The sequence below is a fragment of the Stutzerimonas sp. 21-1 genome (assembly GCF_056336065.1).
Genome location: NZ_CM150500.1, coordinates 1,138,188 through 1,158,097 on the forward strand (window position 1 = coordinate 1,138,188; position 19,910 = coordinate 1,158,097).

General features: G+C 65.9%; 19 protein-coding genes. 8 read left to right on the plus strand and 11 right to left on the minus strand.

Annotation, left to right across the window (positions count from 1 at the left end; genetic code table 11):
- Nucleotides 1–128: 128 nt before the first annotated feature.
- Nucleotides 129–1,223: an iron-sulfur cluster carrier protein ApbC gene (apbC, locus tag AC0ZJQ_RS05640; protein WP_476477468.1), complete on the plus strand. Its 1,095-nt coding sequence runs from the start codon at nt 129–131 to the stop codon at nt 1,221–1,223.
- A 189-nt stretch (nt 1,224–1,412) separates the two neighbouring features.
- On the opposite strand, the gene AC0ZJQ_RS05645 is transcribed toward apbC, so the two are convergent.
- Nucleotides 1,413–1,622 carry a cold-shock protein gene (locus AC0ZJQ_RS05645; RefSeq protein ID WP_003282211.1) on the minus strand — a complete coding sequence of 70 codons (210 nt, stop codon included), beginning with the start codon at nt 1,620–1,622 and terminating at the stop codon, nt 1,413–1,415.
- Between the two features lie 327 nt (nt 1,623–1,949).
- Here AC0ZJQ_RS05645 and dcd point away from each other — a divergent pair, with 327 nt between their 5' ends.
- Complete coding sequence (dcd, locus tag AC0ZJQ_RS05650) at nt 1,950–2,516, plus strand: dCTP deaminase (RefSeq protein WP_043295975.1); 567 nt, start codon at nt 1,950–1,952, stop codon at nt 2,514–2,516.
- A gap of 66 nt (nt 2,517–2,582) precedes the next feature.
- Here the strand turns inward: dcd and AC0ZJQ_RS05655 are convergent, their stop codons facing one another.
- From AC0ZJQ_RS05655 to AC0ZJQ_RS05675, 5 genes are all read right to left on the minus strand, one after another.
- Complete coding sequence (locus AC0ZJQ_RS05655; RefSeq protein WP_008566733.1) at nt 2,583–3,284, minus strand: ABC transporter ATP-binding protein; 702 nt, start codon at nt 3,282–3,284, stop codon at nt 2,583–2,585.
- 2 nt (nt 3,285–3,286) lie between these two features.
- Nucleotides 3,287–4,054, minus strand: a complete 768-nt coding sequence (gene livG, locus AC0ZJQ_RS05660; RefSeq protein WP_476477469.1) for a high-affinity branched-chain amino acid ABC transporter ATP-binding protein LivG — start codon at nt 4,052–4,054, stop codon at nt 3,287–3,289.
- A complete protein-coding gene (locus AC0ZJQ_RS05665; protein ID WP_165595280.1) occupies nt 4,051–5,307 on the minus strand; it encodes a high-affinity branched-chain amino acid ABC transporter permease LivM in 1,257 nt (418 codons plus the stop codon). Before AC0ZJQ_RS05665 ends, livG begins: the two co-directional genes overlap by 4 nt.
- Nucleotides 5,304–6,227 carry a high-affinity branched-chain amino acid ABC transporter permease LivH gene (livH, locus tag AC0ZJQ_RS05670; RefSeq protein ID WP_043295979.1) on the minus strand — a complete coding sequence of 308 codons (924 nt, stop codon included), beginning with the start codon at nt 6,225–6,227 and terminating at the stop codon, nt 5,304–5,306. Before livH ends, AC0ZJQ_RS05665 begins: the two co-directional genes overlap by 4 nt.
- A 249-nt stretch (nt 6,228–6,476) precedes the next feature.
- Nucleotides 6,477–7,595 (minus strand): branched-chain amino acid ABC transporter substrate-binding protein, encoded by a 1,119-nt coding sequence (locus tag AC0ZJQ_RS05675; protein ID WP_008566729.1) that lies wholly within the window; start codon nt 7,593–7,595, stop codon nt 6,477–6,479.
- Nucleotides 7,596–7,793: 198 nt separating this feature from the next.
- Here AC0ZJQ_RS05675 and AC0ZJQ_RS05680 point away from each other — a divergent pair, with 198 nt between their 5' ends.
- Nucleotides 7,794–8,111, plus strand: a complete 318-nt coding sequence (locus AC0ZJQ_RS05680) for a DUF2288 domain-containing protein (RefSeq protein ID WP_476477470.1) — start codon at nt 7,794–7,796, stop codon at nt 8,109–8,111.
- A 28-nt stretch (nt 8,112–8,139) separates the two neighbouring features.
- On the opposite strand, the gene phnE is transcribed toward AC0ZJQ_RS05680, so the two are convergent.
- Genes phnE through AC0ZJQ_RS05700 form a run of 4 tightly spaced genes read right to left on the minus strand, consistent with a single transcriptional unit; the run spans nt 8,140 to nt 11,379 of the window.
- Nucleotides 8,140–8,907 carry a phosphonate ABC transporter, permease protein PhnE gene (phnE, locus tag AC0ZJQ_RS05685; protein ID WP_165595279.1) on the minus strand — a complete coding sequence of 256 codons (768 nt, stop codon included), beginning with the start codon at nt 8,905–8,907 and terminating at the stop codon, nt 8,140–8,142.
- Nucleotides 8,904–9,734, minus strand: coding sequence for a PhnE/PtxC family ABC transporter permease (locus tag AC0ZJQ_RS05690; RefSeq protein ID WP_102827385.1), 831 nt, complete (start codon nt 9,732–9,734; stop codon nt 8,904–8,906). The genes phnE and AC0ZJQ_RS05690 overlap by 4 nt, the downstream gene beginning before the upstream one ends.
- Nucleotides 9,728–10,531 carry a phosphonate ABC transporter ATP-binding protein gene (locus AC0ZJQ_RS05695; RefSeq protein WP_476477471.1) on the minus strand — a complete coding sequence of 268 codons (804 nt, stop codon included), beginning with the start codon at nt 10,529–10,531 and terminating at the stop codon, nt 9,728–9,730. Before AC0ZJQ_RS05695 ends, AC0ZJQ_RS05690 begins: the two co-directional genes overlap by 7 nt.
- Nucleotides 10,528–11,379 (minus strand): putative selenate ABC transporter substrate-binding protein, encoded by an 852-nt coding sequence (locus AC0ZJQ_RS05700; RefSeq protein ID WP_476477472.1) that lies wholly within the window; start codon nt 11,377–11,379, stop codon nt 10,528–10,530. Before AC0ZJQ_RS05700 ends, AC0ZJQ_RS05695 begins: the two co-directional genes overlap by 4 nt.
- Nucleotides 11,380–11,503: 124 nt before the next feature.
- Between AC0ZJQ_RS05700 and AC0ZJQ_RS05705 the strand changes: the two genes are divergently transcribed.
- The 5 genes from AC0ZJQ_RS05705 (at nt 11,504) to AC0ZJQ_RS05725 (ending at nt 16,953) form a co-directional block, all read left to right on the plus strand.
- On the plus strand, nt 11,504–12,388 hold the full coding sequence (locus AC0ZJQ_RS05705; protein ID WP_476477473.1) for an NAD(P)-dependent oxidoreductase: 885 nt from the start codon (nt 11,504–11,506) through the stop codon (nt 12,386–12,388).
- On the plus strand, nt 12,385–13,167 hold the full coding sequence (locus AC0ZJQ_RS05710; RefSeq protein WP_008568220.1) for a hydroxypyruvate isomerase family protein: 783 nt from the start codon (nt 12,385–12,387) through the stop codon (nt 13,165–13,167). Before AC0ZJQ_RS05705 ends, AC0ZJQ_RS05710 begins: the two co-directional genes overlap by 4 nt.
- Before the next feature lie 120 nt (nt 13,168–13,287).
- A complete protein-coding gene (locus tag AC0ZJQ_RS05715; RefSeq protein WP_008568219.1) occupies nt 13,288–14,634 on the plus strand; it encodes a spinster family MFS transporter in 1,347 nt (448 codons plus the stop codon).
- Between the two features lie 89 nt (nt 14,635–14,723).
- Nucleotides 14,724–15,989, plus strand: coding sequence for an Hsp70 family protein (locus AC0ZJQ_RS05720; protein WP_476477474.1), 1,266 nt, complete (start codon nt 14,724–14,726; stop codon nt 15,987–15,989).
- Between the two features lie 55 nt (nt 15,990–16,044).
- Complete coding sequence (locus tag AC0ZJQ_RS05725) at nt 16,045–16,953, plus strand: CHAD domain-containing protein (protein WP_165595271.1); 909 nt, start codon at nt 16,045–16,047, stop codon at nt 16,951–16,953.
- Between the two features lie 50 nt (nt 16,954–17,003).
- Here AC0ZJQ_RS05725 and rapA read toward each other — a convergent pair whose 3' ends face one another.
- On the minus strand, nt 17,004–19,853 hold the full coding sequence (gene rapA, locus AC0ZJQ_RS05730) for an RNA polymerase-associated protein RapA (RefSeq protein WP_476477475.1): 2,850 nt from the start codon (nt 19,851–19,853) through the stop codon (nt 17,004–17,006).
- Between the last annotated feature and the right edge of the window lie 57 nt (nt 19,854–19,910).

Here is a 19,910-nt window from a genome sequence, read left to right on the forward strand (position 1 = left end):
GGTTTTTTTTCATCCGCGCAGCCGGCGCGCGGCGTTCTGCAACTGCTGCGTTTCGGCTGCGGTGGGCTGGCGGCTGACTGCGCGGTAATATGCCTGCCTGATTTGCTCGGTCTTTCTTGGGAGTAGCCATGTCCGTCACCCGTGAAGCTGTGGAAAACGTACTGCGCCAGTACACCGATCCCCACTTGAACCAAGATCCGGTGAGTGCCGGTTGCGTGCGTTCGATCGACGTTCAGGGTGAGCGCGTCAGCGTTCAGCTCGAACTGGGCTACGCCGCGGGGCTGTTTCGCAGCGGCTGGGCGCAGATGCTGGCAATGGCGATCGAGGGGTTGGATGGTGTCGCCCGTGCCGACGTGCAGGTCGATTGCGTGATTCGCGCGCATAAGTCTCAGGAGCAAGTGCCTGCACTGGCCAACGTGAAGAACATCATTGCCGTTTCCTCGGGCAAGGGTGGCGTCGGCAAATCCACCACCGCCGCCAATCTGGCGTTGGCGCTGGCGCGCGAAGGGGCACGCGTCGGCATGCTGGACGCCGACATCTATGGGCCGAGCCAGGGCATCATGTTTGGCATCGCCGAGGGCACGCGTCCGCAGATTCGTGATGGCAAGGCCTTCGTGCCGTTGCAGGCCCACGGGGTGCAGGTGATGTCGATGGCGTTTCTGGCCGACGATAAGACCCCGATGGTCTGGCGCGGACCGATGGTGTCCGGCGCGTTGTTGCAGCTGGTCACCCAGACCGCCTGGGACAACCTGGATTACTTGGTGATCGACATGCCGCCGGGCACCGGCGATATCCAGCTGACGCTGGCGCAGAAGGTGCCGGTGACTGGCGCAGTGATCGTCACCACGCCGCAGGATCTGGCGTTGCTGGATGCGAAGAAGGGCGTGGAGATGTTCCGCAAGGTGAACATCCCGGTCCTGGGCGTGGTGGAGAACATGGCCGTGCACATCTGCTCGAACTGCGGTCATGCCGAGCATCTATTCGGCGAGGGCGGCGGCGAGAAACTGGCGGCGCAGTACAACGTCGATCTGCTGGCTTCGCTGCCGCTGTCGATGGCTATCCGCAGCCAGGCCGATGCGGGCACGCCGACTGTAATTGCCGACCCGGAAAGCCAGATCGCTATGATCTACCAAGAGATCGCCCGCACGGTCGGCGCGCGCATCGCACAGAGCGGGCAGATCATCGCCCAGTCGATGCCGAAGATTATGGTTTCCGACGACTGATCCGCCGGGCAGCGTCGCTGCTTCTCCTAGATTGGATGGGCAGCGGCGGCACAGCCGCACGAAGTGGTATGCGGGATCGTTGTGCTTGAATGATGGAGGCGCCTGCGGCCACCTCCGTCCGGCGCGAAGCCAAATCGCAGGCACAAAAAAACCTCGCCGAGGCGAGGTTTTTTCAACGCGAGGGACAGGTTAGATAACCTGAACTTCCTCGGCTTGCATGCCCTTCTGGCCGCGGGTAGCGACGAAGGAAACCTGCTGACCTTCCTTCAGGCTCTTGAAGCCGTCGCCCTGGATGGCGCGGAAGTGTACGAAGAGGTCGTCACCGGATTGCGGAGTGATGAAGCCGAAGCCTTTCTCATCGTTGAACCACTTAACGGTACCGGTTTGGCGATTGGACATTTGATGTCTCCTTGAACCAAGTTTTGAAGAATAAAGTGCGGGCTAAAAGGCCCGAACATCACTGTGTGCAAGGAGATAGGAGTCGTATCGATATTTGGATCGAAATCTAAACATGTAGCGATTCACGGTGACACATGCAGCAGCAGCCCAGTAACAATACCGTTTTTCTGGAGCAAAGCGAGCTTTATTTTGGATTTCTTCGCTGTGCGGCCGCAGCTGGCTGCGACGGCCGTTGCGGCGTGCCAGTAGCCAGGCTTTGAACACCCGTGCCAGGCTCGGTAAGATGCACCTCTTCGCAGGACCATTAACCTATTCAGGACGTCAGCCATGAGCATCAAATCGGACAAGTGGATTCGCCGCATGGCCCAGGATCACGGCATGATCGAGCCCTTCGTCGAGCGCCAGGTGCGCACCGAAGGCAGCGAGCGACTGATCTCCTATGGCGTCTCCAGCTACGGTTACGACGTGCGCTGCGCCGATGAATTCAAGGTGTTCACCAACATCCATTCGGCGACTGTGGACCCGAAGAACTTCGACGAGAAGAGCTTCGTGGACGTCAAGGGGCCGGTGTGCATCATTCCGCCGAACTCCTTCGCTCTGGCGCGTACTGTCGAGTACTTCCGTATCCCGCGCGATGTGCTGACGATCTGCCTGGGCAAGAGCACGTACGCGCGCTGCGGCATCATCGTCAACGTCACGCCGCTGGAACCGGAGTGGGAAGGCCACGTGACGCTGGAGTTTTCCAACACCACCACGCTGCCGGCCAAGATCTACGCCAACGAGGGTGTGGCGCAGATGCTGTTCCTGCAGTCCGATGAGCCCTGTGAGGTGTCTTACCGCGATCGTGGCGGCAAGTACCAGGGCCAGCGCGGAGTGACCCTGCCGAAGGCCTGACCCTTTAGCATTCGCTGCAAGTGAAAAAGCCGGGCGATTGCCCGGCTTTTTTCTGCGCGATTACCGTTACCCGCCTAGATAGGCGTCACGCACCTTAGGATCGTTCAACAGCTGTTCGCCGCTGCCTTGCATGACGATGTGGCCGTTCTCCAGCACGTAGCCGCGGTCGGCGAGCTTGAGTGCCTGATTGGCGTTCTGCTCGACGAGGAAGATGGTCACGCCATCCTCGCGCAGCTGCTCGATGATGTCGAAGATCTGCTGGATGATGATCGGCGCCAGGCCTAGTGACGGCTCGTCGAGCAGTAGTAGCTTCGGCTTGCTCATCAACGCACGACCGATGGCAAGCATCTGCTGCTCGCCGCCAGACATGGTGCCGGCGCGCTGCGCGAGGCGTTCCTCGAGACGGGGAAACAGGTGCAGTACCTTGTCCAGTTGTTGCTGGTTGTCGGCCTTGTTGCCGAAGAACCCGCCCATGGCAAGGTTTTCCTCGACGGTCAGGCGCGCAAACACCCGGCGCCCCTCGGGAACCACGGCGATGCTCTTGCGCATGATGTCGCAGCTCTGTTGGCCGACCAGCTCCTCGCCCTCATAACGGATGCTGCCGCTGGCGGCCTGCGGCGAGCCGCAGAGCGTCATCAGCAGGGTCGACTTGCCGGCACCGTTTGCACCGATCAGCGTGACGATTTCGCCCCGCTCGACGTTGATGCTGACGTCGTGCAGCGCCTGGATCTTGCCGTAGAAGGTCGAGACGTTTTCGAAAGACAGCATGCTCACGCCTCCCCCAGATAGGCTTTGATCACGTCCGGATTGTTGCGAATCTGCTCCGGCGTACCGTCGGCCAGGGGGGTGCCCTGGTTGATGACGTAGATGTGGTCGGAAATGCTCATCACCAACTTCATGTCGTGCTCGATCAGCAGAACGGTTACGCCGTGCTCCTCGCGCAGCAGGGCAATCAGAGCCTTGAGATCCTCGGTTTCCTTCGGGTTGAGGCCGGCTGCAGGCTCGTCGAGCATGAGGATGCGCGGGCGCGTCATCATGCAGCGGGCAATCTCCAGTCGGCGCTGCTGTCCGTAGGCGAGGGTGCCGGCCGGACGGTTGGCGATATCGGTCAGATTCACCTGCTCCAGCCAGTGCGCGGCGAAGTTCATGGCGTCCCGCTCGCTCTGACGGAACGCCGGCGTCTTCAGCAGGCCGGCGAGGAAGTTGGTGTTCAGGTGACGGTGCTGCGCCACCAGCAGGTTTTCCACGGCCGTCATGTCCTTGAACAGGCGGACGTTCTGGAAGGTGCGCACCACGCCCTGGAGGGCGATCTTGTGGCCCGGCATGCCGTGGATCGGGGTGCCGTCGAGGAGAATCTCCCCGGCGGTCGGCTGGTAGAAGCCGGTCAGGCAGTTGAATACCGTGGTCTTGCCGGCGCCGTTGGGGCCGATCATCGAGACCACCTGTCTTTCCTGTACGTTCAGGGCCACATTGTTGACGGCCAGCAGACCGCCGAAGCGCATGCTCAGGCCGCGTACTTCTAGAATCGGGCGGCTCATTGCTTCAGCTCCAGGTGGGGACGTTGCATGGGCAGCAGACCCTGCGGACGCCAGATCATCATCAGGACCATCAGTGCGCCGAACATCAGCATGCGGTACTCGCTGAATTCGCGCATCAGCTCGGGCAGCAGGATCATCACGATGGCCGCGAGAATCACGCCCAGTTGCGAGCCCATGCCACCCAGCACGACGATGGCGAGAATGATCGCCGACTCGATGAAGGTGAAGGATTCCGGCGACACCAGCCCTTGGCGCGCGGCAAAGAAGCTCCCGGCAAAACCGGCGAACGTGGCGCCGAGGGTGAATGCCGACAGCTTGATCACCGTGGGGTTCATGCCCAGCGCGCGACAGGCGATTTCGTCCTCGCGCAGCGCTTCCCAGGCGCGGCCGATCGGCATGCGCAGCAGGCGGTTGATGACGAACAGCGTCAGCAGTACCAGCAACAGAGCGATCAGGTAGAGGAAGATCACCTTGTTCACCGAGTTGTAGGCCACCCCGAAGTACTCATGGAAGGTCTGCATGCCCTCGGCGGCGCGGCGCTCGAACGACAGGCCGAACAGCGACGGCTTGTCGATGCCGCTGATGCCGTTGGGGCCGCCGGTCAGGTCGGTCATGTTGCGCAGCAGCAGGCGGATGATCTCACCGAAGCCGAGCGTCACGATGGCCAGGTAGTCGCCACGCAGGCGCAGCACCGGGAAGCCCAGCAGGAAACCGAACAGCGCGGCCATCGCACCAGCGATGGGCAGTGCCGTCCAGAAGCCGACGCCGTAGTAGTGCGAGAGCAGCGCGTAGGTATAGGCGCCCACGGCGTAGAAGCCGACGTAGCCCAGATCGAGCAGCCCGGCCAGACCGACGACGATGTTCAGGCCGAGGCCGAGCATCACGTAAATCAGGATCAGCGTGGCAATGTCCACCGCGCCGCGCGAGCCGTAGAACGGCCACACCAGCGCCACCAGCACCAGACCGATGATGATGTAGCGTTGCGTGGAGGGCAGGGTCAGGAAGTTGCCGGTGCCGGCCGGAATGCTCGGCAGGCTCGTGCTGGCCGCCCAGCCGGCCGGCAGGCGCGTACGCACCAACTGCCAGAAGAACATCGCTACGGCGCACGCGGCGATGATCCAGAACGTCAGCGCGTCCGTACCATGCACCTCTACCTTGATGCCCACCGTGGTGAGCTTCACGCCGAGTACCGGCACCGCGACGGCGATTACCAGCAGGGCGCTGAAAAACGCTGTACGAAGATTGCGCGTCATACCTTTTCCACCTCCGGACGGCCGAGGATGCCGGTGGGGCGGAACAGCAGGACGAGCACCAGCAGGCTGAATGCCACGACATCCTTGTACTGGTCGCCGAACAGATCGGCACCGAAGGCCTCGGCCACGCCGAGCACCAGACCGCCGAGCATGGCGCCCGGAATGCTGCCAATGCCGCCGAGCACCGCGGCGGTGAATGCCTTGATGCCGGCGAGGAAGCCGATGTGCGGGTTGATCACGCCGTACTGCATGCTGATCAGCACCGCCGCGATGGCCGCCAGCGCCGCGCCGATGACGAACGTCAGGGCGATGATGTTGTTGGTGTTGATGCCCAGCAGGTTGGCCATCTTGATGTCTTCGGCACAGGCGCGGCAGGCGCGCCCCAGCCGCGAGCGCGAGATGAACAGCGTCAGGCCGTACATGGTGATGAAGGTCACGATGAAGATCGCCACCTGCATGTAGGAGATCGTCACGCCGTTCATGGTGCTTTCCCCGAGCACGAAGTTGCCCGGCATCAGGTTGGGGATGGCCTTGTCCTTGGAGTCCTGCGCCAGCAGCACGACGTTCTGCAGGAAGATCGACATGCCGATCGCCGAGATCAGCGGAATCAGCCGGTTACTGCCGCGCAACGGGCGGTAGGCGACCCGTTCGATGCTGTAGCCGTAGGCGCTGGTGACGATCATGCTGGCGAGGAAGGCGCCGATCATGAGGAGCGGCAAGGCGTCCAGACCGAGCATGGACAGGCCGATGATGGCGATGAAGGCAACATACGAACCGATCATGTACACCTCGCCGTGGGCGAAGTTGATCATGCCGATGATGCCGTACACCATCGTGTAGCCGATGGCGATCAAGGCATAGGTGCTGCCAACGGTGAGTCCGTTGATCAGCTGTTGTAGGTAATGGTAAAGCTCAGGCATCACTGCTCTCCCGAAGTCCCTGCAATTTCATTCCGGTTGGCTGCGCTGCCCACATCGAACACGCCGCACACCCGCGCGGCGCTACTACGGTACGACGACGCGCGGATCACGCGCGGTGCCGGTTCGAGGCGGGCCTGCGGTTCAGGCCGCTCGTCGGATTACAGGTAGGCAAGGCGGCCCGATGCTTGTGGCAGGGCCGCCCGCTAAGACAAAGCCCACGGCAAGTGGGCTTTGCGAGGCTGATGGAAGTTACTTGGCTTCGGTCTTGGTGCCGTCCTGGTGCCATTCGTAGACGACGAAGTTGAAGTTCTTCAGGTCGCCTTTCTCGTCGAACTCCAGCGCGCCGGTCGGGGTGTCGAAGGTGTTGCTGCGCAGCGCCTCGGCCACCTTGTCGGTGTCGGTAGTGCCGGCTTTCTCGATGCCTTCAGCGATCACCTGCACCGCAGCGTAGGCCGGGAACACGAACGGGCCGCTCGGGTCCTGCTTCTTGGCCTTGAAGGCTTCGACGAGCTGCTGGTTCTTCGGATCTTCGTTGAAGGATTTCGGCAGGGTCACGTACATGCCTTCGGAAGCCGGGCCGGCGATGGCGGAGATTTCCGAGTTGCCGACGCCTTCCGGACCCATGAAGCGCACGTTCAGGCCCTTTTCCTTCGCCTGGCGCAGCAGCAGACCGAGTTCCGGGTGGTAGCCGCCGTAGTAGACGAAGTCCACGCCTTCGCGCTTGAGCTTGGCGATCAGCGAGGAGAAGTCCTTGTCGCCGGCGTTGATGCCTTCGAACAGGCCGACCTTGATGTTCTTGCTTTCCAGCGTCTGCTTGACGGCGGTGGCGATGCCTTCGCCGTACTGCTGCTTGTCGTGGATGACCGCGACGTTCTTCGGCTTGACGTGATCGGCGATGAAGTTACCGGCGGTCGGGCCCTGCAGGCTGTCCAGGCCGATGGTGCGGAAGATCAGCTGATAGCCGCGCGAGGTAATGTCCGGGCTGGTGGATGCCGCGGTAATCATCAGGATGCCTTCGTCCTCATAGATATCGGACGCCGGCTGGGTGGAGCTGGAGCACAGGTGGCCGACCACGAACTGCACGCCGTCGTTGACGATCTTGTTGGCGACCGCCACGGCCTGCTTCGGATCGCAGGCATCGTCGTAGCGTACGCCCTCGAGTTGCTGGCCGTTCACCCCGCCGGCCTTGTTGATCTGCTCGATGGCCATCTCGGCCCCGATGAATTGCATGTCCCCGTATTGCGCGACCGATCCGGTCACCGGGCCGGCCATAGCGATCCGGATAGTATCGGCCGCAAGCGTGTAGCTGGCGGTGCCGCTCAAGACGAGGGCGAGAACGAGTTTGGACAGACGCTGGTTGCTCTTCATATGCGCTCCACTTGCATCATTATTGTTTGGATCCTGCATGTCGCAGAGGCGTTACGGGCCGATCGTCCCGGAACGGTGCGGCAACTGTACCGGCACAGTGTAGAAGTGTCTCCTCTCTTTGCACAGCCGGCAGAACTGGGCGTTTTGACCGACACGGCGCCGCGTTATGATGGCCGCCCCCTCACTCCGGTAGCTCCCATGACCGACGATGTAAGCACTCTCTATGCCAAGCTTTTGGGCGAAACGGCCCCGATTACCTGGGAAGAACTGCAGCCGTTCTTCGCCCGTGGCGCGCTCCTGCGGGTCGCGAACGATTTCGATCTGGTCGAGGTAGCGCTCGCCGTGGCGCAGGACGATCGCGCCAAGGTTGCGGCCTGGCTGGAAGGCGGTCAGCTGCTGAGAATGGATGCGCCGCAGGCGCAGGACTGGCTGGAGCGCGATCCGCAGCTATGGGCAGTGGTCGTCGCGCCCTGGGTGCTGGCACAGGAGCGCGGCGCGCGGCCGGTCGTGCACTGAGACGGTGCGCCTGTGGGTGACGCGCTGATTATCCACGCACCCAGCGCTGCCGCGCCCAACCGCTGAGGGCGTCGACCACCAGCACCATCAGCAGCATGGCGATGATCACCGTCGAGGCCTGGGCTTCCTGGAACAGGCTGAGGCTCATGTGCAGCATCTGCCCCAGGCCGCCGGCACCGACGAAGCCGAGCACGCTGGCCATGCGGATATTGTTTTCCCAGCGATACAGCGTGTAAGCCACCAGCTGCGGCCACAGGCTGGGTAAGGTGCCGTAGCAGAAGGCGACGACGCGTCCGCCGCCGTTCAGGCGCAGCGCATCGGCTGGCGCCGGCGGGGTGTTTTCCAGCGCCTCGGCGAACAGCCGGCCGAGCACCCCGGCGGTGTGCAGGGCCAGGGCGAGTGTGCCGGCGTTCGGCCCGAGCCCGGCAGCAAGCACCATCAGCGCCGCCCAGACCAATTCCGGAATCGCCCGCAGCGCGTTGAGCAGCAGACGCGCGGCCGCCTGGGCGGCTCGGCCGAAGCGCCCGGCGGCGGGTAGCGCCAGCAGCAGGCCCAGCAAGGCGGCGAGTAAGGTGCCGATGGCCGACATCGCCAGGGTTTCCAGCGCGCCGCGGCCGATGGCGCGCAGATGTGCCGGTGACAGGTCGGGATCGAGAAAGCCCGCCGCATACGCGGCCATCTGTCCGAGCCCTTCACGCCCGAACAGCGTGGCGGTGTCCAGCTGCAGATAGGCGAAGGCGGCGACCACGGTGGCGAGCAGCGCCAGCGGAATCAGCAGGCGGGCCAGGAGCTTCACGCGAACCTCCAGCGCAGCAGCCGGCTGAGCAGGTCGGCCAGCAGTACCAGCGCGAGGAAAGTCAGCAGCATGCTGGCGACCTCACCACCAGCGAACATGCGCATCGACAGGTCCATCTGCTGACCCAGCCCGCCGGCGCCGACGAAGCCCATCACCACCGAGGCGCGTACCGCGCATTCCCAGCGATAGACCGAGTACGACAGCATCTCGCCGGTCGCCTGCGGCAGCACGCCGTAGCAGAACGCCTGCAGGCGAGAACTGCCGGCGGCGAGCAGTGCCCGCGCCGGTTGCGGATCGACTGACTCGAAGATTTCCGCATAGACCTTGCCGAGCATGCCGGCGTAGGTGATGGCGATGGCCAGCACACCGGCGGTCGGGCCGAGGCCGACGGCGCGGACGAACAGCAGCGCCCAGACGATTTCCGGGATGCTGCGCAGCACGATCAGCAGGCCGCGTGCCGGCCAGCGCAGTGCCTGTGCCCACCATGCCGGCCGGCCGCCTCGGCTGAGCGCCGAAAGCGACAGCGCGCGCGTGGCGAGCAGCGCACCTGGCAGGGCGATCAGCAGCGCCAGCGCCATGCCGGCGGTGGCGATGGCGAGGGTCTCCAGCGTGGCCTGCGCCAGCAGGGCAAGGAACGGCTGGTCATGCGCCGGGGGCCAGAAGCCGGCGAGGAATACGCCCATCGTCTCGGCGTTGCTGCCATCGAATAGCACGCCGAGGTCCAGCTCGCTGAGCGAAAGCCCCGGCCACAGCAGCGTCAGCGCCACCAGCGTGAGCAGCAGGCGCGCCGGCGCCGCCGGGTCGCGGGTGACGGTGGGGTTCAGCATCGCGGGATATGCAGGGGCGGCGCGAAGGCCGCGGCCGGAATTGGCGAATGGCTCAGCTGCTCGTTGGCATACAGCGCCGCCAGCTCTTCGGACGTGACCGCGGTGGCTGGCTTGTCGAACAGGATGCGCCCGGCGCGCACGCCGACGATCCGCGGGAAATGCTGCAGCGCCAGCTCGACGGCGTGCAGGCTGGCCAGCAGCGTGGCGTTGCGCTGCTGCGCCTCGCGGTTGAGTACGCCGAGGGTGTAGTTGGCGAGCACCGGGTCCATCGCCGAAACCGGCTCGTCGGCGAGGATCAGCTCCGGCGCCTGATAGAGCACGCGGGCGATGCCGACGCGCTGCAGCTGGCCGCCGGAAAGCTGGTCACAGCGCATGTAGAGTTTGTCGGCAAGATCCAGCCGGCCCAGCTCGGCCGCGGCGCCAGCGGCGTCCAGCGGATAGATCAGGCTGAGCAGGCTGCGGCCGAGCGACCACTGGCCGAGACGACCGGCGAGCACCGCAGTGACCACTCGTTGCCGCGGCGGCAGCGGCGGCGCCTGGTGAATCAGCCCGATGCGCGCGCGCAGCCGCTGGCGTTGCGCGACGGAAAGCGCCCACGGCTGCTCGCCGAGCAGTTCCAGCTGGCCGCACTGCGGTTTCAACGCGGTCGCCAGCAGGCGCAGCAGGGTGGTTTTGCCGGCACCGGACGGCCCGATGATGGCCACGCGTTCGCCCTGGGCGACCCGCAGTTCGATGTCGCACAGCGCAGCCTGACCGTCAGCGTGGGTATGGCCCACGCCGCTCAGGCTGAGGATCACTTCAGCAGGCCGGCAGCGCGCGCGGCTTGCTCGATGCCTTCGTAGTTTTCCGGCTTGGTCGCGATGAAGCGGCTGGCCGCCTGCAGGTCGAGGATCGCCTTGTGTTCCGGGTTGGCCGGGTCGAGCGCGAGGAACGCCGCCTTGATCTTCTCGGCCAGGGCCGGATCGAGGGTGCCGCGCACGGTCCAGTTGTAGTCGTAGTAGGTCGGCGTGGTGGCGAAGACGCGCACCTTGTCGGTGTTCACCTTGCCGGCGGCGACCAGCTTGTCCCACACCGAGGCGTTGAGCACGCCGGCGTCGGCCTTGCCGGCTTCGACCCAGGCGGCGGTGGCGTCATGCGCGCCGGAATAGGCGATGCGGGAGAAGAACTGCTCCGGCTCGATGCCGTCCTTGAGCATGAAATAGCGCGGCATCAGGCTGCCCGAGGTCGAGGAAACCGAGCCGAAGGCGAAGGTCTTGCCCTTGAGGTCCTGCAGCGACTTGACCGCGGGATCGGCGGTGATGAACTTGCTGGTGAACTGCTCGTCCTGCTCGCGCTGCACCAGCGGGATGGCGTTGCCGGTTTTCAGGCGCGTCTGCACGAAGGTGAAGCCGCCCAGCCAGGCCATGTCCAGGCGATCGGAGGCCAGCGCTTCGACCACGGCGGCGTAGTCGGATACCGGGGTGAATTTCACCGGCATGCCGAGTTCCTTCTCCAGGTACTCGCCCAGCGGCTTGAACTTGCGGATCAGTTCGGTGGGGGCTTCGTCGGGGATCGCGGAAACCCGCAGGGTTTCGGCGGCCTGGATGGCGGTGACGGACAGGGACAGGGCAAGGCCGGCGACGGCTGCCAGGGAGCGCTTGAGCATTGAGGGTTCTCCGGTTCAATGGCGGAAAAAGCGTGGCGATTATAGGTGCGGACGGTTGCGCTTAGCCATGACCGGTTTTCGCGCCTAGAATCGGCGCCTTCACCGTTTTCCGAGGAGCTGCCCCGTGTCCACGCTGCCAACCCTTGCGTTCGCCGGTATCGGCCTGATGGGCCTGCCGATGTGTCGCCGCCTGCTGGCGGCCGGTTACCGCCTGCTGGTCTGGAATCGCTCGCCCGACAAATGCGCGCCGCTGGTTGCGCTCGGCGCCACGGCGGTGGCGACGCCGGCCGAACTCTGCGCTGCCGATATCGTGCTGCTGTGCCTGGCCGATACTGCCGCCGTGCGCGAGGTGGTGTTCGGCAAGGGCGGGCTCGCCGAAGGCGGCAAGCCGGGCAAGCTGCTGGTCGATCATTCCAGCCTGGAACCCAGCGCGACGCGCGACATGGCCGCCGAGCTGGAATTTCGCAGTGGCATGCGCTGGGTCGATGCGCCGGTCTCCGGCGGCACCGCGGGGGCGGAGAACGGCACGCTGGCGATCATGGCCGGCGGCCGGGTCGAGGATGTCGAGCGCGTGCGACCGGTGCTGATGCAGCTCGGCCAGCGGCTGACGCACATGGGTGAGGTCGGTGCGGGGCAGGTCAGCAAGGTCTGCAACCAGATGATCGTCGCCTGCAACGCGCTGGTGATCGCCGAGGTGGTGGCGCTGGCCGAGCGTGCCGGAGTCGATGCCAGCCTGCTGGCGCCAGCGCTGGCCGGTGGTTTCGCCGACTCGCGGCCGCTGCAGATCCTCGCGCCGCAGATGGCGGCCAGCGAGTTCGAGCCGGTGAAATGGCACGTGCGCACGCTGCTCAAGGACCTGGATACCGCGGTGAAACTGTCCCGCGAGCAGGGCTCGGCGACGCCAATGAGCGGCCTCGCTGCGCAGCTGATGCGCCTGCACGGCAGCCAGGGCAACCTGCAGCGCGATCCGGCGACGCTGGTGCAGCTGTACCGGGAGGGCGAGTCATGAAGATTGCCGCCAACCTGTCGCTGCTGTTCAGCGAACTGCCGCTGGCCGAGCGGGTGCTTGCCGCGCGTGTCGCCGGTTTCGACGGCGTGGAAATCCAGTTCCCCTATGAGCTGCCGGCCGTGCTGCTCAAGGGGCTGCTCGACCGCGCCGGCCTGCCACTGGTGCTGATCAACCTGCCGGCCGGCGATCTGATGCAGGGCGGCGCCGGGCTTGCGGCGGTGCCGGAGCGTCAGGCCGAGTTCGAGGCGGCGTTGCAGGAGGCCCTGACCTACGCGCTGATGGTCCGCCCGGCCTGCGTCAACGTGCTGCCGGGGCGGCTGGCCGACGGCGTGGCGCGCGAGGAAGCGCTGGAGACGCTCGAACACAATCTGTGGATGGCCGCCGAAGCCTTCGACATGCTTGGCATCCGCGTGCTCTGCGAGGCGATCAATCCGCTGGACATGCCGGGCTTCCTGATCAACAGCGCCGCCGATCTCGCCGCCTTGCTGGAGCGCGTCAATCATCCCAACTGCCAGGGCCAGCTGGACTTCTATCACATGGCCCGGCAGGGGCTGGATCTCACTGGATGCGTCGAGCAGCTGCGCGGTCGCATCGGCCACGTGCAGTTCGCCGACTGTCCCGGGCGCGGTGCGCCGGGCAGCGGCGAGGTCGACTTCAGCACCGCGCTGCAGGCCCTGCAGGCGAGCGGCTACACGGGCTGGCTCGGCGCCGAGTACAAGCCGGGCGAGGCGGGCACCGCGGCGAGCCTGGGCTGGCTGACCGAATGGCAGGCGCGCTGAGCCATCGCGCGGCATAAGCGCAGGTGATGTTCGCAGACGACGGGGGAGGCAGGTTCTAGAGTCAGGCTCGAGTCCCGGCTGGTCTGGCCGGTTACAACAAGAACAATCGAGACCGACGTCATGCAGCCTTCCACCCAAGCTTCGAACGCCTGGCGCGTGCTGTTCCTGCTGTTCCTGGCGAACCTGTTCAACTTCTTCGACCGCACCATTCCGGCGATCATCGCCGAGCCGATCCGCCTGGAGTGGAATCTCAACGACTTCCAGCTCGGCCTGATCGGCACCGCCTTCACCATCATCTACGCCATCGCCGGCCTGCCGCTGGGGCGCATGGCCGACCTCGGTTCGCGGCGCAAGATCATGGGCTGGGGGCTGACCGTCTGGAGCGGGCTGACCGCGGTGAATGGCCTGGCCTGGAACTTCTGGAGCTTTCTGCTGGTGCGCATGGGCATCGGCATTGGCGAAGCCAGCTATGCGCCGGCGGCCAACTCGCTGATCGGCGACCTGTTTCCGGCGCACAAGCGTGCGCGGGCGATGGGGATTTTCATGCTCGGCCTGCCGCTGGGGCTGCTGCTGGCGTTCTTCACCATCGGCTCGATGGTCGAGGCGTTCGACAGCTGGCGCGCGCCGTTCTTCATCGCCGCGGTGCCGGGGCTGGTGCTGGCGCTGTTCATCTTCCTGATCCGCGAGCCGCAGCGCGGCGCCGCCGAGGCGGTGCGGGTCTCGCAGGCGCCGGTGCAGCAACCGATGCGCAAGGTGCTGGCGATCCGCACGTTCTGGTGGCTGGTGCTGGCCGGGCTGGCATTCAACTTCGCCACCTATGCCTGCAACGCCTTCATGGTGCCGCTGCTGATGCGCTATCACGCCGTGCCGCTGGTTGAGGCGTCGGTCGCCACCGGGGTCATCGTCGGGTTCACCGGCTTGATCGGCCTGACCTTCGGCGGCTGGATCGCCGACCGCATCCACCAGCGGTTTGCCCGCGGCCGGCTGATCTTCGCGGCGGTGAGCATGCTGGTCGCCACGCTCGCCACCGGCTACGCGCTGCTGGCCGGACGCATCGAGGTTGGCGTGTTCGTCGCGGTGTTCAGCGTCGGCTGGCTGTTCTCCTACAACTTCTATACCTGCGTCTACACCGCGATCCAGGACGTGGTCGAACCGCGTCTGCGGGCGACGGCGATGGCGCTGTTCTTCGCCGGGTTGTACCTGCTCGGTGGTGGCATGGGCACGGTGGTGGTGGGGCTGCTCTCGGATCATTTCGCCCAGGCGGCGATGCTCGCGGCAGGAGCCGCAGAGATGAGTGAGACGTTCCGCGCCGAGGGGCTGCACGGGGCGATGTACCTGATCCCCGCGTCGTTGCTGCTGACCATGCTGTTCCTGTTCCAGGCGTCGCGGACGTTCTGCGCAGATGCGCGGCGAATGACGGCGGGCATGGTCGAAGATGGCGCGGCCGGCGAGGCGGTGCCGGCCTAGCACTGGCATACGGATGCGACAGCCGGACTGCATCGGCGCGCCGGCTCCAGTACACTGCGCGGCCGTTTTTTGGCAGTCTGGTACGCACCATGCAGAACGCTTCGCCCGCCCGCGCCTGTGGCATCGACTTCGGCACCTCCAATTCCACGGTCGGCTGGTGGCGGCCGGGTGTCGATTCGCTGATCGCGCTGGAAGGCGAGCAGCCGACGCTGCCGTCGGTGGTGTTTTTCAACACCGAGGAGCGCCGGCCGGTCTACGGCCGCCAGGCGCTGAACGAATACCTCGAGGGCTACGAAGGCCGGCTGATGCGCTCGCTCAAGAGCCTGCTGGGTTCCAAGCTGCTGAAGAGCGAGACCACCGTGCTCGGCAGCGCCATGCCGTTCAAGGACATCCTCGGTCTGTTCCTCGGCACCCTCAAGCAGCGCGCTGAAGCGGTGGCCGGGCGGCCGTTCGAGGAAGTGGTGCTGGGGCGCCCGGTGTTCTTCGTCGATGACGATCCGCAGGCCGATCGTGAAGCGGCGCAGATGCTCGCGGCGGCCGCGCACAAGATCGGCTTTCGCGACGTCTCGTTTCAGTACGAGCCGATCGCCGCGGCGTTCGATTACGAGTCGCGCATCGAGCGCGAGGAGCGCGTGCTGATCGTCGACATCGGCGGCGGCACCTCGGACTTCTCGCTGGTGCGGCTGTCGCCCGAGCGGCGCGCGGTCGCTGACCGCCAGGCTGACATCCTCGCCACTGGCGGCGTGCATATCGGCGGTACCGATTTCGACAAGCAGCTCAGCCTGCACGGGGTGATGCCGCTGTTCGGCTATGGCAGCCGGATGAAGAGCGACGCGCCGATGCCCACCAGCACCCACCTCAACCTGGCCACCTGGCATACCATCAACGCGGTCTATGCGCCGGCCTCGCAACGGGCGCTGCAAAGCATGCGCTACGACATCGTCGACCCCACCGGCATCGACCGGCTGTTCCGCCTGATCGAGCAGCGCGCCGGGCACTGGCTGGCGATGCAGGTGGAGCACGGCAAGATCGCGCTGACCGAGCAGGCCTCCCACGCCATCGACTTTCAGCGCATCGAGCCGGCGCTGTGTGCGGAGCTGACCCGCGACGGCTTCGAGCGTGCCATCGCGCCGTTGCTCGAACGCGTCGCTGGCGGGCTGGAGCGCTTGCTGGCGGACGCCGGCGTGCGCCATGACGCGGTCGACACGGTGTTCTTCACCGGCGGTTCGAGTGCTGTGCCGGCGCTGCGGCAGTGTGTCGCCGAGTTGCTGCCGGGTGCGCGCCACGCGCAGGGCAACCGCTTCGGCAGCATCGGCAGCGGCCTGGCCATCGAGGCGCGCAAGCGCTACGGTTGATCCGAGTCCGAGCGGCGTCCGCTCGGTCGGATGGCTGCCGCACAGGGGGATCGTCATGGCCTATCGGATACGCCCGTCACGCAATGCCGCCAAGGAAGTGCGCAAGGCTGCGCTGGATCGCATCGACAAGGCGATCCAGGCGCTCGGCGCCGCACCGGCGGAGCGCGCCGAGGGCATTCACCAGGCACGCAAGCGCTTCAAGGAGCTGCGCGCATTGTTGCGACTGGTGCGCGAGCCGCTGGGCCGGCGTTTCGGGACCGACAACCGGCGCCTGCGCGACATGGGCCGGCGGCTGGCGGAATCACGCGATGCCACGGCCATGCTGGAAAGCTGGGACGCGCTGGCGCGGCGCAACCGGCGGCTGTTCGGCAGCGAGGCGTTGCGCCAGGTGCGCGTGCGGCTGCAGCAGCGAGCCGCACCGGATGGCGAGGTGCATGCCGGCGTCGAGGAGGAGGTCGCGCAGGTGCTGGGCGAGCTGCGCGCGCTGACCGCGGACGTCAGACAATGGCAGCTCGCGGGCAAGGGCTTCGCCCTGCTGGCCGACGGACTGAAGCGGACCTATGCCGATGGCGTGCGCGACCTGGCGCGTGCCGAGAAGGCCGGCAGCGACGAACTGCTGCACGAGTGGCGCAAGCGCGTGAAGGATCACTGGTATCACTGCCAGTTGCTGTCGCCGTGCTGGCCGGAGGCGATGGAGCGGCGGTGCGAACAGCTCAAGCGGGTCGCCGACGCGCTGGGCGACGATCACGATCTGGCGGTGATGCAGCAACTGATGCAGCACGAACCCGAGCTGTTCGGCGAGGCGCAAACCCACGAGCAACTGCGGCGTTGCATCGAGCGTCGGCGTGCGCAGCTGCAGCAACTGGCACGGAGACTGGGGCATCGCCTGTTTGCCGAGAAGCCGAAAGCGCTGGTGACACGTTTCGATGCCTACTGGCGCATCGCGCGTAGCGAGCAGGGCTGAACGCCCGATGCCTTCGGCGGGCGGCAGGCTAACCTGCCGCCGCCCTCAGCTCAGCCGGCCACCAGGACCCGGATCGCCTCCAGGCGCAGCGCGGCTTTTTCCAGCGCGGCCAGGCCTTCTTCGCGCTGCTGGCGCAGCGCTTCGATCTCGCTGTCGCGCACGCTCGGGTTGACCGCCTGCAGCGCCACCAGACGCGCCAGTTCCTCGTCCAGTCCGGCCTTGAGCTTGCGTTGCGCCTCGGCCACGCGTTCGGTGTGGCGCGGCGCGATCTTGCTCTCGGCGGCGGCGATCTGCGCAGCGAGGACGTCGCGCTGGGCCTGCACGAACTTGTTGGCGCTGGCGCGCGGCACGCTTTCCAGCTGATCGTTGAGCGTATCGAAGGCTACCTTCGAGGCCAGGTCGTTGCCGTTGCCATCGAGCAGGCAGCGCAGCGCCAACGGCGGCAGGAAGCGGCTCAGCTGCAGCGCGCGCGGCGCCACCACTTCGCTGACGAACAGCAGTTCGAGCAGGACGGTGCCGGGCTTGAGCGCCTTGTTCTTGATCAGCGCCACCGCGGTGTTGCCCATCGAGCCGGACAGCACCAGGTCCATGCCGCCCTGCACCATTGGGTGTTCCCAGGTGAGGAACTGCATATCCTCGCGGGCCAGGGCCTGCTCGCGGTCGTAGGTGATGGTGACTGCCTCGTCGTCACCGAGCGGGAAGCTGGCGTCGAGCATCTTCTCGCTGGGGCGCAGCACCAGGGCGTTCTCGGAGTGGTCCTCGCTGTCGATGCCGAAGGCGTCGAACAGCTGCTCCATGTAGATCGGCAGGGCGAACTGGTCGTCCTGTTCCTCGATGGCTTCGACCAGCGCCTTGCCCTGGTCGCCGCCGCCGGAGTTGAGTTCCAGCAGGCGGTCACGACCGGTGTGCAGTTCGGCTTCGAGGCGCTCGCGCTCGGCGCGGGCCTCGTCGATCAGACGCTGGAACGCCTCGTCGTCGGCGTCTTCCAGCTGTGCCAGCAGGCGCGGGCCGAACTGGTGCTGCAGCGCGTTGCCGGTCGGGCAGGTGGCCAGGAAGGCATTCAGCGCCTCGTGATACCACTGGAACAGCCTTTGCTGCGGGCTGGTTTCCAGATAGGGGACGTGCAGTTGGATGACGTGCTGCTGGCCGATCCGGTCGAGACGGCCGATGCGCTGTTCGAGCAGGTCCGGGTGCGCCGGCAGGTCGAACAGCACCAGATGATGGGCGAACTGGAAGTTGCGGCCCTCCGAGCCGATCTCGGAGCAGATCAGCACCTGCGCACCGAACTCCTCGTCGGCGAAATAGGCCGCAGCGCGGTCGCGTTCGAGGATGCTCATGCCCTCGTGGAACACCGTGGCAGGAATGCCGGAGCGCACGCGCAGCGCGTCTTCCAGGTCCAGCGCGGTTTCGGCGTGGGCGCATATCACCAGCACCTTGTACTTCTTGAGCATCTTCAGGGTGTCGATCAGCCATTCGACGCGCGGGTCGAATTGCCACCAGCGGTTGCCGGCCTCGCCGTCGTCCTGCTGGCTCTGGAAGGCCACCTCGGGGTACAGCTCGGCATGCTCACCCAGCGGCAGTTCCATGTATTCGGCCGGGCAGGGCAGCGGATAGGGGTGCAGCTGGCGCTCCGGGAAGCCTTGCACGGCGGCGCGGGTATTGCGGAACAGCAGGCGGCCGGTGCCGTGACGGTCGAGCAGCTCGCGGATCAGCCGGCTGCTGGCTTCGATGTCGCCATCGGTGGCGGCGGCGAGCAGAGCCTCACCTTCGGCACCGAGGAAGGTGTGAATGGTCTCGTGAGCTTCCTGCGACAGGCGACCGTCATCGAGCAGTTCCTGTACCGCCTGGGCGACCGGCTGGTAGCTGCTGCTTTCCGCGCGGAAGGCCTCCAGGTCATGGAAACGGTTGGGGTCGAGCAGGCGCAGACGCGCGAAGTGGCTGTCCTGACCGAGCTGTTCGGGGGTCGCGGTGAGCAGCAGCACGCCGGGGATCACTTCGGCCAGCTGTTCGACCAGCTGGTATTCGGTGCTGGCGCCGTCCGGGTGCCAGACCAGGTGGTGCGCCTCGTCGACCACCAGCAGGTCCCAGCCGGCGGCGAAGGCGGCATCCTGGGCGCGCTCGTCGTCCTTCAGCCATTCCAGCGAGACCAGCGCGAGCTGGGCGTCTTCGAACGGGTTGCTGGCGTCGCTCTCGATGAATCGCTCGTCGTCGAACAGCGCGACCTCCAGGTTGAAGCGCCGGCGCATCTCCACCAGCCATTGATGCTGGAGGTTCTCCGGCACCAGGATCAGCACGCGGCTGGCGCGCCCGGAGAGCAGCTGGCGATGGATGATGAGGCCGGCCTCGATGGTCTTGCCCAGCCCCACTTCGTCGGCCAGCAGCACGCGCGGGGCGATGCGGTCGGCGACTTCCTTGGCGATGTGCAGCTGGTGCGCGATGGGTTGCGCACGCACGCCGCCCAGGCCCCACAGCGACGACTGCAGCTGGGCGCTCTGATGCTGCAGGGTGTGATAACGCAGGCTGAACCAGGCCAGCGGATCGATCTGGCCGGCGAACAGGCGGTCACTGGCCAGGCGGAACTGGATGAAGTTCGACAGCTGGGTTTCCGGCAGGGTGCGGGCTTCGTTCTGTGCGGTGAGGCCGTGATAGACCAGCAGACCGTCGACATCGTCGACTTCGCGCACGGTCATCTTCCAGCCTTCGAAATGGGTGATCTCATCGCCAGGGGCGAAGCGCACGCGCGTCAGTGGTGCGCTGCGCGTGGCGTACTGGCGGGTTTCGCCGGTGGCGGGATAGAGCACGGTGAGCATTCGCCCGTCGTGGGTCAGGATGGTTCCCAGCCCGAGTTCGGCCTCGCTGTCGCTGATCCAGCGTTGCCCCGGTAGATACTGCTGCGCCATGCTGCCTCCGCTGTGAAAAAAGCCGGTTATGGTAACGGAACGCCGCGTCGAGAGCGA